The organism is Aminobacter sp. SR38 (genome assembly GCF_014843375.1).
Lineage (GTDB): Bacteria > Pseudomonadota > Alphaproteobacteria > Rhizobiales > Rhizobiaceae > Aminobacter > Aminobacter ciceronei.
Genome location: NZ_CP062119.1, coordinates 346,080 through 359,029 on the forward strand (window position 1 = coordinate 346,080; position 12,950 = coordinate 359,029).

Genomic DNA, 12,950 nt, shown 5'->3' on the forward strand with positions numbered 1-12,950 from the left:
CACCGACCTGTCAGCTACGTCACGGTCCGGCTGCGCCGCCAGGCTTGCTGCGGCGGCGCGAAAGTCTGCTTCGCTTGATCCGGCAGTGTAGGGTGCACCCCCGGGCACGGCCGTCTCTGAATGATCAGGTCGCACGTCTTGTTTCCCGGGGTTTGAATGAATCAGACTGTGCAATTGCTTATCCCCGGCGATTGGCGGAGCGTTCCTCGGGCTCGCGAAGAGTGGTGCCGATCCAGGAAGATTCGCACCTTTGGTGCGTCAGATGCCGAAGACACCCGGCAGCTGAGTGACATCCTTGATTTCGGTGTACTCATAGTAGGGGCTGGGCGGCTCATGGCCGCGATTGACCCAGACCTTGCTTTTGATGCCCAGGTCATAGGCAGACATCAAGTCGTGGCGGAAGGAAGAGGATACATGTGTGATGTCTTCCGGGCCGCAGCCGAGCATGTCGAACATATACTCAAATGCCTGGAAATGCGGCTTGTAGGCACCCGCATCCTCTGCTGTATAGACGGCGTGGACTGGCGCGCCGAGCTTGGCCACATTTGAGTGAATCTGGGCGTTCATCGAGTTGGTCAGGAGGACCAGCGGGATTTCCTTGGCGAGCCTGGCAAGCCCCTCCGGCACATCCGGATGTGGTCCCCAAGTGGGAATGCGGTTGTAGACCGTCTCCGCATCCTCAAGCCGGAAGGCAACATTGTTGCGGCGGCAGGTGCGTTCAAGGGCATTGTGGACAACTTCGGCAAAGGGCTTCCAGGCCTGCGTCACCTCGTCGAGGCGGTAGCCCTGAAAGTTCTTGATGAACTTGTCCATGCGCGGCCCGTCGAGAAGGTGGCCGAACAGGTCGCGTGCGGCCTCCGCCATCTGGAAGTTGATCAGCGTGCCGTGGCAATCGAAGGTTACGTATTTGGGCCGAAAGCGATCCATGTCCCTGGCTCCCGTGGTGTGGACTTACCCGCAGGCTAGCGATAACGATCTGGAATAATGTGCCGGAGTGTGCGCCAGATTGGCAGATGTCGCTCTATCTCCCCCTCCATCCAACGCGAATAATGCGGGTGCAGATTGCAACCTAAAGCGCTGCCTCCGCTGGTTGCGTTAGGGTAGACACCGTCCAGCTCCCCAGACTCGGCCATTCGGGGGCACGAGAACGGCAATCAACGAAAGATCTGGCGATCACGGGCCTGCAACTAGTCACATGCCCCATCCGCTGCTCAGTTGTGGCGCGTTTCCGGCTTCTTGAGTGGACAACGACTAGCTGTCGTTGCTCGGCCTCGTCTGCTCGCTGTCTTTACTTCATTCATGATTTCAGCAACGGCCGCCGGAATGGAAACGACATTCGGCGGACAGATCAGGTCGAGACAACCGTCTACTGCATCGAGGGTCGCTTCTCATACTTGTCCATCTTTGCTCCTGTCATCGGATCGCTGCTGGACAAGTTTTCACCAACTACAGCCCTTATCTTGGAGTCGCTGTGTGACGAGGCCAGATCCGTCGGCAAACACGCGACCTTCGTCGAGTCCCCCATCTCCTTGCTAGCTGATGGTGACCACGCTCAAGATGAGCCGATCGAGAGGGATTCTTCGAACGCTGCCATCAACCCTCGAGCAACGGCTTGTTCAAAGCCTGCGAGGCGCATGGTGTCGATGGCGGCTGCCGTAGTGCCGCGATAGTCGAGGAACGTTTCCACGAGATTTTCAGGCGCATCGCCACGCAACTCAATCAATCGACCCGCGCCAACCAGCACCATGTTCACCGCGCGGCGCGCCATCTCGGGCGACAGGCCATGGGAAATAGCGTGCTTCATCATCGCAGTTGCAAGGAGTGCCGGGAAAGCTGGCCCTGAACCCGTCAGCCCAGTCAGGTAATCGATGTCGCTCTCGCTCGTCACCTCGTCTTGCACGCCGCAGGCGCCAAAGATTGCACGGACGGCGGCTCGATCGCCTTCGTTGACACCATCGCTCGCCACCCAGGGCGTATAGGAGTTTCGGACTTCGGCGGCGGCATTGGGCAATGAGCGTACCACCCGTTCTGTGCCATGGCGTTCGCACAGGGTGGCGAGAGGTATGCCGGCCATGACGGAGATCACGAGCTTGCCAGGCGCACTCACAGCGACGGATGGCCAGTCCTGCGGACGCACCGAAACAATAATGACGTCTGACCGATCGGCAACCGCCTGATTATCGGTGGTCCAGTTGGCACCCTGAAATCTATCAGGCCGCTTGCTGCGATAGGACAGGGACAGGGTTTCGGGAACTGTGATCCCCGCAAGCAGCATCGACTCGACGATTGCTCCGCCGAGCCAACCTCCTGCGCCGATTACTCCGATTTTCAAGACATTCTCCTATAATTTCAGAGCGCAAGCGCAACCTTGCGCCCATCATGGATCGCGAATGCTGCCTGGCGCGATGCGGTGCAGTCGCCGACGCAAACATGGCTGATGCTTCGCTTGTAAAGTTCGTTCGATAGCGTGTCCTCCGCCAGGTTTGTGTTAGCGAATACGAGGCTGTCTGCCGCGATCTGGGTCTCGGCCCCATCGAGAAGGGACGCGACATCGGCCGTTTTCCCGTCCCAATGAACGATGGCGCTTTCGATGACGAACCGAACCCCGAGACGGGTGAGCGTTCGGCGAAGTGGTGCGTCCACAGCCATGCGCTGTAGTTCCTTGCCAACCAGCGGATCGGGGGTGACGAGTGTCACGGCATGGCCGTCCTCGGCCAGTCTCCATGCTGTTCCGCAGCCTTTCCAATTGCCGCCGTCATCGAGCAGGATGATGCGCTTGCCCGGCCGAACCTCACGTGCCATTACCGCTTCAGCCGAAAACATCGGCGCACCCCCTGGAATGGTTTCGAATTGCGGCAATGCGCGCTGGAACGCACCGTCGGGAGGCAGCGAGCCGGTGGCAACGATGACGTGGTCGAATGCCTCGCGCTCCAGGTCGTCGGCCTCGACATATGCGCCGTAGCGCAGCTCGACCTGCAACTGCTGAAGTTGACGCTCATACCAGGCGATCAGGTCGAGGATCTGGGCGCGCCGCGGCTGCAGGCCCGCCAAGCGGAACTGGCCGCCGAGACGATCGGATGCCTCGGCGAGTGTCACCCGATGTCCGCGCTCGGCAGCGACCCGCGCCGCCTCGAGGCCGGCCGGTCCGCCACCGACAACGAAGACGCGCTTCGGCCGCACGGTCCGCGTGAAGCGGTCGCCGCCCCATTCCCATTCGCGGCCAGCCGATGGATTGATGACGCAACTGATCCAGTAGTCGCGTGATCGTCGTCCCCAGCACATCTGATTGCAAGAGAGGCAGCCGCGGATGTCCTGCGGTCGTCCATCCGCTGCCTTGTTGGCCAGATGCGGATCGGCAATCTGTGCGCGCACGAGCGAGACCAGGTCGGCAAGGCTTTCACTTAGTACGCTTTCGGCGTTTTCCGGCGTGCGGACATGGCTTTCGGCGGTGACCAGTGCATGGCGGACCGTGGACTTGATCACCGATGCCAGATCGGCGCCAAGTTTTTCGGGAAACATGAAGGTCGGCATGATCTTGTAGAAATCGAAATAGCTGCCGGAACCGCAGGTGACGTAATCCATGAGTGTGTCACGGTCGTGGAGATCGATGATCTCGGCCAGTGCCTCGCGCTGCAGCGCGACCGCAACTTCGGGCTCGTCGCTGATTGCGAGGCCGATGATGAAGTCATCGCCACATTCGCGACGAATACGGGCCATGACCTCGCGGCTCATCCTGGTGCGGTTTTCCAGGCTGCCACCCCAGCGGTCATCGCGCCGATTGGACCAGGGTGTCCAGAACTGGTCGAGCAGGGAATGGTAAGCGGCCCAGACCTCCACGCCGTCGAAACCCGCTTCGCGACAGCGGCGGGCCGCCTGGACAAAACCATCGATCGTCACTCCAATGTCGCATTCGGTCATTCGGTGCGAACCGTCGGAATCGTGGTAGCTCGGCAGGCCGGACGGTGACCATCCAGCATGAAACGAGTTGTCCGCATCGGCATGCTGGCCGACATGATAGAGTTGCTGGATAGCGACTGCCCCGTTCTCTTTGATCGCCTCGGCGACCTTGCGAAAACTCGGAATGACGCCGTCGTCGGCCGGGCGAAAATTGCCGCGGGTCAGGACGGCCGCTGGATGGACCGGCATGGGTTCGACAACGACCATTCCCGCTCCACCGATGGCGCGCTCGGCATAATAAGCGATATGCCTCTCGGTGGGCACGCCTTCGACCGCCATGTTGGCTGTATGCGCGCCGAATACGATGCGGTTTCGAAGCGTCTTGCCGCGCATCGCGACTGGCGAGAACAATCGCTTGAACGACTTCTGCCCGGACATGTGCGTCTCCCTCAAGCATGCCTTTGACGTCACGCTACATCGGCGCGGTCTGGCGGTCGGCCCCCGAAATCCCTTGCAAGTTGAGTCCGGGACGGCGCATTCAGCCCCCAAAAACGGCAATCGCTTCGCCGAAAACACCGTCGTCCGGAATAACGCCAAGCCCGGGTCGGTCCGGGACGACGATATGCCCATTTTTGATCAACACAGGGTTTTGGCTGTCGTAGTTTCCAGAAATGTACTCCTGGGCGATCCAGGCGCCTTCGAACCGGCGCGGCTCGACTGTCGAAGCTAGGTGAACGCAAGCAGCCGCAATGATGTCACCACCCCAAGCGTCGTCGCAGCTGTGCGGCAGGGATCGAATGGCGCACATGTCGCGAGCGGTTGTCATTCTGCTCAGCCCTCCGAGCCTTGTGACCTTGAAGCCAAATCCGTCGGCTATTCCCAATGAGATTGCACGCAGGACAGCATTCAGGTCTTCCGTGTTCTCATCGAGATAGACCGGGTGCGTAATTCTGCCCTTGAGGCACGCAATCTCGTCCATCGTGTTGCATGGCTGTTCGAACACAAACGGGATCGATGCGCACAGTCGATCGACAGTTACCGCATTGGCAACGGTCAATCCGCGATTTCCGTCGACGACTATCCTTGCGGAAAATCCGACGGCCTCCCAGACCTTTTGAATGGTCTCGATGTCCTGCTCGACCGGCCGCCCACCGACCTTGATCTGCAGCCGCGGATAGCCTTCCTTGGCTTTCTCCAAGGCAATTCTGGCCGTTTCGTCCGGCTCGCCGACGATGGTCGAATAGTAGGAGGCCACCTTGCCTGACAGAGCACCACCCAAAAGCACGGATACCGGCACCCCAAGCTTCTTTCCAAGAAGATCGTGAATGGCAATGTCGATTGCGGCCTTTGCGTAGCCATGACCAGCGAGCGCCCCGTCCATCTTGCGATAGATATCCCGCACCGAAACAAACTCGGAACCGATCAGCGCCGGGGCCAGTTCCTGCATGGCCGATCTGGCGCCGAGGGTGTGGTGGGGCTGGTAAATGGGTCCGATCGGGCAGGTTTCGCCCCAACCAGACAGACCATTGTCAGAGACGACCTCGATGATCGTTGAGTCGAGCTTGGCGACACTGGCGCTGGCCATCCGATAGACACCGCCCTTTACAGGCAGGGGTTTGCCGTAGATCCGGATTTCCCTGATGCGCATGGGTCAACTCGCCTTCATGCGCGCAGATTGTGCTTGCGCTTCATGTAGTCTTTGGCGGTCTCGACGGCGACAGCTGCGTCGCGGCAATAGGCGTCGGCCCCGACGGCCTTGCCGAATTCCTCGTTGAGCGGCGCGCCGCCGACGAGCACGACGTAGTCGTCGCGGATGCCCTTTTCCTTCATCGTGTCGATGACGACCTTCATGTAGGGCATGGTCGTGGTCAGCAGCGCCGACATGCCGATGATGTCAGGCTGGTGCTCGTCGATCGCATTGAGATAATTCTCGACCGGGTTGTTGATGCCGAGGTCGATGACGTCGAAGCCGGCACCTTCCATCATCATGCCGACGAGGTTCTTGCCGATGTCGTGGATGTCGCCCTTGACGGTGCCGATCACCATCTTGCCCTGCTTGGGAGCGCCGGTGGCGGCGAGCAGCGGGCGCAGGATGTGCATGCCCGCCTTCATGGCGTTGGCCGAGAGCAAAACTTCCGGCACGAACAGAATGCCGTCGCGGAAATCCTCGCCGACGATGCGCATGCCTTCGACCAGTGCTTCGGTGAGCACCTTGTAGGGCGCCCAGCCACGCTCGAGCAGGATGTTGGTCCCTTCCTCGATCTCTTGCTTGAGCCCGTCATACAGGTCGTCGTGCATCTGCTGCACGAGTTCGTCGTCGGAAAGCTCGGACAGGATGATTTCGTCGGACATGCAGGCACATTCCATCCAGTGGGAGGGGGAGTGGAGGGGGACGGCACGCTTGGCACATGCCGGACCCGACGGGGTGGAGAGATCAGGCCTGTTCCATCCAAACTTTCTGAAGATCCATCTGGAATGTCTGGTGAACGCCGTAGTTCTTCACCTTGGCGCCTGTGTGGCTGAAGAGCTTCTGCCAGAATGGCTGGATGATGACCCCGGAGTCCTGCAGGATCGTCTCCAGATCCTTCATGACTTCCTTGCGCTTGGCCGGATCGTTGATCGACAGGGCTTCTTTCAGCTTTGAATCGAAGGCAGGGTCCGAATAGGCGCTCTCGTTCCAAGCTTCGCCAGTCCGGTAGCCGAGCGCAAGGATCTGCACGCCAAGCGGACGCATGTACCAGATAGTCATCGAGTAGGGGTATTTCGTCCAGTCGTTCCAGAAGGTGGAACCCGGCAGCACGGTCCGCTTCACCTTGATGCCGGCTTCACGCAACTGGGCGGCGATTGCGTCACCGGTGTTCTTTTGCCAGTCGTCCTCGACGGTGATCAACTCATGCTCGAAGTCGGCCTGGCCAGCCTCTTCCATGAGCTTCTTGGCGCCGGCCATATCCCGCGTCTTCTTGGGAAGCGGATAATATTCGGGATGGATGGGCGCAACATGGTGGTTCTCGCCAACGTCACCGCGTCCGTTGTAGCCGAGGTTGAGCACGACCTTGTTGTCGACCGCCATTTGCAGGGCGTTGCGGACGCGCTTGTCGTCATAAGGCTTGTGCGTAATGTTGGTGCGTGCAACGAGCGTCGTGGCCGTGGCAACCTCCGACTTTACGAGGTTCAGCTTGTCGAGAATGTCGATGTAGTCCGATGGCGTCTCGAAGTTGATGTCGATTTCTCCGGACTCAAAGGCATTGACCGTCGCCGAGAAGTCCGTTCCATAGTCGATGAACTCGACGCTATCGAGCAGCGCTTCCCCACCCCACCACTTGCCGCTCTCGCGCCGTTTCACAACTGCCTTCGAGCCGACGTTGTAGGACACGAGTTCGAAAGCACCTGTCCCGATAGGCTTGCCGATCGGATCGTCACCGTTGAAACTGCGGTGCACGATCAGGGCGGGATAGTCCGTGAAATTCGGGATCAGCGAGATATCGGGGGAGCTGAGCTTCAGTTTCACTGTCGCACTGTCGACCTTGGTGATCGCCCCTTCCTTGGCCTTGCCAGTAGCCTCGTCGATCAGCCCACCGACGCGGGCCGCCATCGAGTTCCCGGCAACGTCCTTTTCGCACCAGCGGGTCAGATTGTAGATCACGTCATCGGCATCAAAGGTGTCGCCATTCGTCCATGTGACGCCCTTGCGCACATGAAGCACATATTCGGTGGCATCGTCATTGACTTCCCAGCTTTCGAGCAGGATTGGCTCAAAGGTGAAGTCCCGCGTGTAGCTTACCAGCGGTTCGAGCCAGCTACGTGCGATATTGCCCAACTCGACCCAGTCATAGGTGCGCGGGTCTTTCTGACCCTTGACTGCCATCGCCACCCTTAGCGTGCCACCCTTTTGGCCCTCCTGCGCCATAGCAGGTGTGGGAAGCGCAAGGCCGGCCATGCTGTAGGCAACGGCCGTGGAGGCCCCAAGTGCGCTCGCCAGGGCCAGGAACTCGCGCCGATCCATGCGTCCGGCCCGCACTTCGGCGCCCATCTTCTCGATCGGGGCAGGCACCCGATCACCATTGCTTTTGAAGAAACGCATTGCCAGTTCTCCCCTTTGTTTGATTCACCCTAACGTGTCGCGAAGCCCTTCATGGATGGCTACCTGCTCGGACCGAGGAACGGGCGCTCATCGCAGCAGCTGTTGGCGAGCCGAGCTCCATCCATCAGGTCCTGACGCGTGAGAGCAGGTTCTGCACCGGACTGTGACATGCTGAATGCGTGCGGTCGTCACCATAGTGGGCCACGGCTCAGTTAAGAGTGTCGGAAAGGTTTGCTTCGCGCTGCGCAATGAAGTCACGCAGTCCCTCGGCGATGCCTTCGTCGAGCTTGGGCTCCTCGTAGTCCTTGAGCATGTTGCGCGCCTTCTCGCGGCCGCGCGTGTCATGGTCCTTCGCACCCTCGGCGCTCCATTGCTCGAACGAGTTGAAATCCATCACGCTTGGCATGAAGAAGGCGGATTCAAAATGTTTGAGTGTGTGCTCGGTGCCGAGGAAATGACCCTGCGGGCCGACCTCGCGGATTGCCGCCATCGCCTCCTGGAAGTCGTCGAAAGGCAATCCGCCAGCATATTTGTACCAGCCGACAAGTTGCTCGCAATCGGTAGCGAACTTCGAGTAGCCGCACGTCAATCCGGCTTCGAGCCAGCCGGCTGCGTGCCAGATGTAATTGGCGCCGGCAAGGATTGCTGCATGCATCAACATGTTCGACTCATAGCCGGCTTGTGCGTCGTTCAGCTTTGACCCGACGTGAAAGCCTGAGGTACGCCACGGCAGGCTGTATTTCCGCGCCAACGCTCCCATCAGATACATCATCTGCGCGGCTTCAGGCGTGCCGCCCATCGGGGCGCCGGTCTTCATGTCGACCGTGACCATGAACTGCCCATAAAGTTGAGGCGATCCCGGGCGCAGGAGCTGCGTGAAAGCCACGCCCGCCAGCGCTTCCGCGTTGACCTGGGCAACCGCTCCAACAGCCGAAGCCGAGGTTGAAGCACCGCACAGCGCAAAGGGCGCAAGGATCAGCGGCTGGTTGTTACGCGCATAGACCTTCATCGCATCCAGCATGGTGGCGTCCCACACGAGCGGCGAATTGCAATTGGTGATCGCGACGAGAACCGGATTATCCTTCACATATTCCTCGCCAAATACGAGACCTGCCATCGCCATCGTGTCTTCTGCACGCTCTTTCGATGTCACGATGCCCATGAATGGCTTGTCGGAATGCTTCAGCGCCGAATGTATGATGTGCAGGTGCCTCTTCGGCACAGCAATCTCCATCGGCTCGCAGATGATTGAGCTGGAAGAATGCAAAGCGGGCGCCATGTAGGCGAGTTTGTGGAAATTGTTGAGATCGTCCAGCGTTCCGTAGCGCCGCTTATTGTCCAGGTCACGTACGTATGGCGCACCATACATCGGTATGAAAATCGAATTATTGCCGCCAACCTGAACTGTCCTGTCGGGGTTGCGGGCGTTCAGCGTGAATTCGGATGGAACCTTTGCAACCAGGTCCATCAACAGGGCGCGGTCAAGACGGACGCGGGTGCCGGACACATCGGCGCCGGCCGCCTTCCACATCGAGATCGCCTCATCGTCGCGGAACTCGCACCCGACTTCTTCGAGGATCTTGAGCGACTCATCGTGAATGAGTTCCACTGCCTCGTCGGGGACGATTTCATAAACGGGGATGTTACGAACCAGCGTCGGAAATGACGCCATCGGCGCGCCGCGAAGGGCCTTGCGGCCGATGCGCCCGCCGCCACGGCGATGAACAGGGGAAAGTTCGGCCTCGACGGTGTCCGTGGTGCTCATTTTGCGGGCTCCCTTGCGATAAAGAGAACGCCCGGCAACCCATATGATCAAGCGAATAAACTACTGCTGTCGATTGACTTCAACTCAATCGTTCAGGGTCAACAGCCAGTCCCTCAGAATGCGCGCCTGTCGGCTCAGCGGACGGCGCGCGCTCCAGGTCACGAAGTAGGAATGCGGCGCTATTATTTCGGCATCGGTGAGGGGGACCAAGTCACCTGTCTTGAGCAGAGGCTTAACCAAGCTTGCCCAGCCAAGCACAGTTCCGTGGCCGGCGCGCGCCGCCTGCAGCGCAATCACGTGACTATTGAACCGGCGCACATTGAGACGACGATCGGGGCAGCCGACTTGTTGAAGAAAACCCGCCCAGGTCGTCCAGTCCCAATCGATGCCTTCGACCGACAACAACTGCAGTTTGGCGAGGTCTTCTACCGTCGTGACTGGATGTTGACGTGCGAATTCGGGACTTGCCACCGGCAGTATTCGGTCGTCATAGAGTTTTGCCGACATCTCATCGGGCCATTCTCCGTTACCGTAGCGCAGCCGGAGGTCGATGTCCGGCCGGTCAAGACCTCTTGGCTGATCCGAAATCACATGATCCACCACGATGTCTTGGTGACTTGTCCAGAAGGCACTCATGCGCGGCATCAGCCATAGGTGAGCCATAGCCATGGTGCAGCCTATGGTGACATTCGAGTGGCCACCTGCTGATTTCACCTGCAGGAATGTCGAGGCGATGCGCTCAAATCCCTCCCGCAGGGCGCCTGCCATCGTTTCTCCTGCACGCGTTAGTGCCAAGGCCCGGTGACGACGGATGAAGAGCGGACTGCCGAGCTCGTCCTCAAGCGTCCGAACTTGCTTGGAAATGGCACCGGGAGTGACGTTCAGTTCCTCTGCTGCCTTTGTCACACTAAGATGTCTTGCCGCAGCCTCGAAGGCCGCAAGCGCAGCTAGCGACGGGAGACTATAAAATCGACGAACCATGTCTTTCGAAATAATCCGCATCGGAACGCATATGCAATAGCACTACGAACAATTGCATGCCGCTTCATACCCTTGGAGCCAAAACCTGTTGTTGATGGATGGGCGGACGCCTTCGAGGCTCATACATACATGACGCCTCCTGCGTGCCACTGCGCCGATAAGCAGCTCAGGGCAGATCGCACTGGGCGGAGGCAGTGAACCATCCCAACCTGGCTTGGAAGCCGAGAGAAAGCGAACCGACTGCGCAGCTTAGCCTTACACTAAGACTGGCCGCCTGGAAGGCTATGGAAAGATTCTACTGTTTCGTCGAGCCGTACCCAACTATGCTTAGCTTGTTCGAATACTGACATTGCAGGTGGCGGAAAGCTCGGCTCGGCAAATGAACCGGCGCTGAACGGTGCGCCGGTCCTGCGCTGGCAAGCAAAACAATGACATAATGCAATGAGTTGAGGGCGTTCATGAAGGATGAGGCCAAGGGCGCCGCAGGCGCATCGAGCACTGGTCATGTAAACTCCTCCCGCTTGCGCGGTGAGATCATGTTGGATTGAAAGCCGAAAGCGCAGGCCCGAGACGCAATTGTTGCAGTGGGCGATGCGAATGTGCAGAAACCTGATGCAGCTCAGATTTGCGGAAGAACGAAGCTAGCCTGCGAATATGGCGATGTCTGGATTGACCAGTGTGGAAAGTCTGGTTCACCTGCTTGACGATACTGACGACCTTAGGGGGACAGATGTCGCCTGGCGTCGGACAAATGCATCAATCTTTGCTTAGCCAATTGCTCGCTTCCTACGCATTGTCTTGCGCCTCCCTGCAATATGAGCGCCATGGAACGCTTTCGATGAACTCGGTCGGGATCCGATCGGTAAAGTAGCCTACCAACGCGATTGCAAAGACACGCAACATTCTCGCCTCCATAGCTGAACCGGGACAACTGCAACTTTGCCCTTGCAGCATCGTTCCCGCTGCAGGGACGTTTTGCACGGCGCGAGTACCGAGCCCGGCGAAAGGCGTGGTTTGAAGAGAACCAGCATCGTGATCTTCAAAACTGCGTGGCGTGCCTTACCACGTCCTGACAGCTGCGCTTCTGGCCGTCCCGCCATTCGAATTGAACGCGAAGCGTCAGGGTAGGGCGATTGGCTTGTCGCTGAGAGTACGCAGGTAGGCAATTAGGTTTGTTCGTTCCGTATCGTCCGGAACACCCGTCATCTCCATATAAACGCCCGGCGTGGTCAGCATAGGCTCGAGCAGAAACTTGTTCAGGTCTTCGAATGTCCAGACACCCTGCCATGCCAGCAAAGCGTCTGAGTAACGTCTCTTGGCCACTGATGCCTTGTCGCGGCCGACGACATTCCACAAACTCGGTCCCTGGTTGTCCCCGCCGTCTGGCGTGGCATTGTGGCAGTAACCACAGAGGCGGGTGAACGCGGTTCGCCCTTTCTCAACATCGGCGGCAGCCAACTTCTTCGAGATCGGAGCTGGGGTTGGCAAGACGACGCCATGCGACGTAAGATAATCGGCAATTTCGTGTTGCCCCTTGAATTTTGCCAGATGGAGCGGGCTCTTGCCGTCCTTCGTCTTGGCATTCACGTCCGCGCCGGCCTCGACGAGCGCCTTGACACAATCGAGGCAACCTGACCTGACGGCGACATGCAGCGCGGCTTCTCGGTTGCGGTAGGCATTGGGATCGGCGCCGTTGTCCAATAGCAGATTGATTAGATCGATCCTGCGTTTTGCCAAGGCAGGCATCAGAGCAGGCCCCAAAGGCGTCGGAGCAGCGTTGACATCGGCACCGCGCTCGAGGAGCAGCTTTGCTGCTGCCATATGCCCACCCCTGACCGCGAGATAGAGTGGCGTCGCGCCCCCGTCGATATTGTCCACGCCTGCGCCTGCGTCCATTGCTGCCGCAATGCCCGCGACATCGCCCTTCATGGCAGCATCATGGAGGGCGGCGGCACGCGCTACTATCGGCATGTGCACAAGCAATAACAGGCTGAAAAGCAAAACGCCGCGCATTTCGGCAACTCCTGTTTCACGGGAGAATTCGGCACGCTGCGAGAAGGTCAAAGTTTAGTGCCGATGCCTGGTTGCCACAAGACGCCTGTGACAGTTTGCCGATTACTGCCCGCTCCCTGCGAATACGTCCCGAACAAGCGATTACGCGGAAGCGCTTCGCCGAAAACTGGTGACCGAGATAGGTCTAGCCAATGACGTCTTGAGCCACCAGTT

The 12,950-nt window shown here is 59.1% G+C and carries 10 protein-coding genes; all 10 read right to left on the bottom strand.

The features are described from left to right. Positions 1 to 258: 258 nt before the first annotated feature. On the bottom strand, positions 259 to 927 hold the full coding sequence (locus IG197_RS34960; protein WP_067969017.1) for a haloacid dehalogenase type II: 669 nt from the start codon (positions 925 to 927) through the stop codon (positions 259 to 261). Between the two features lie 625 nt (positions 928 to 1,552). Further along, positions 1,553 to 2,332, bottom strand: coding sequence for a pyrroline-5-carboxylate reductase (locus IG197_RS34965; RefSeq protein WP_246765534.1), 780 nt, complete (start codon positions 2,330 to 2,332; stop codon positions 1,553 to 1,555). 17 nt (positions 2,333 to 2,349) lie between these two features. Next, positions 2,350 to 4,335, bottom strand: coding sequence for an FAD-dependent oxidoreductase (locus tag IG197_RS34970; protein WP_192321890.1), 1,986 nt, complete (start codon positions 4,333 to 4,335; stop codon positions 2,350 to 2,352). A 100-nt stretch (positions 4,336 to 4,435) separates the two neighbouring features. Beyond that, complete coding sequence (locus IG197_RS34975; RefSeq protein ID WP_192321570.1) at positions 4,436 to 5,545, bottom strand: mandelate racemase/muconate lactonizing enzyme family protein; 1,110 nt, start codon at positions 5,543 to 5,545, stop codon at positions 4,436 to 4,438. Positions 5,546 to 5,559: 14 nt separating this feature from the next. Next, the gene (locus IG197_RS34980) at positions 5,560 to 6,249 is read right to left on the bottom strand and encodes a B12-binding domain-containing protein (RefSeq protein WP_192321572.1); all 690 of its coding nucleotides are present in this window, start codon (positions 6,247 to 6,249) and stop codon (positions 5,560 to 5,562) included. An 82-nt stretch (positions 6,250 to 6,331) separates the two neighbouring features. Then, a complete protein-coding gene (locus tag IG197_RS34985) occupies positions 6,332 to 7,978 on the bottom strand; it encodes an ABC transporter substrate-binding protein (protein ID WP_192321573.1) in 1,647 nt (548 codons plus the stop codon). A 208-nt stretch (positions 7,979 to 8,186) separates the two neighbouring features. Then, entirely contained in the window at positions 8,187 to 9,743 is a 1,557-nt protein-coding gene (locus IG197_RS34990; RefSeq protein ID WP_192321892.1) for a trimethylamine methyltransferase family protein, read from the bottom strand. 84 nt (positions 9,744 to 9,827) lie between these two features. Continuing rightward, positions 9,828 to 10,745 (bottom strand): LysR substrate-binding domain-containing protein, encoded by a 918-nt coding sequence (locus tag IG197_RS34995; protein WP_083948889.1) that lies wholly within the window; start codon positions 10,743 to 10,745, stop codon positions 9,828 to 9,830. A gap of 239 nt (positions 10,746 to 10,984) precedes the next feature. Further along, positions 10,985 to 11,230, bottom strand: coding sequence for a hypothetical protein (locus tag IG197_RS36555; RefSeq protein ID WP_246765536.1), 246 nt, complete (start codon positions 11,228 to 11,230; stop codon positions 10,985 to 10,987). A 613-nt stretch (positions 11,231 to 11,843) separates the two neighbouring features. Next, a complete protein-coding gene (locus IG197_RS35000; protein ID WP_192321575.1) occupies positions 11,844 to 12,737 on the bottom strand; it encodes an ankyrin repeat domain-containing protein in 894 nt (297 codons plus the stop codon). Between the last annotated feature and the right edge of the window lie 213 nt (positions 12,738 to 12,950).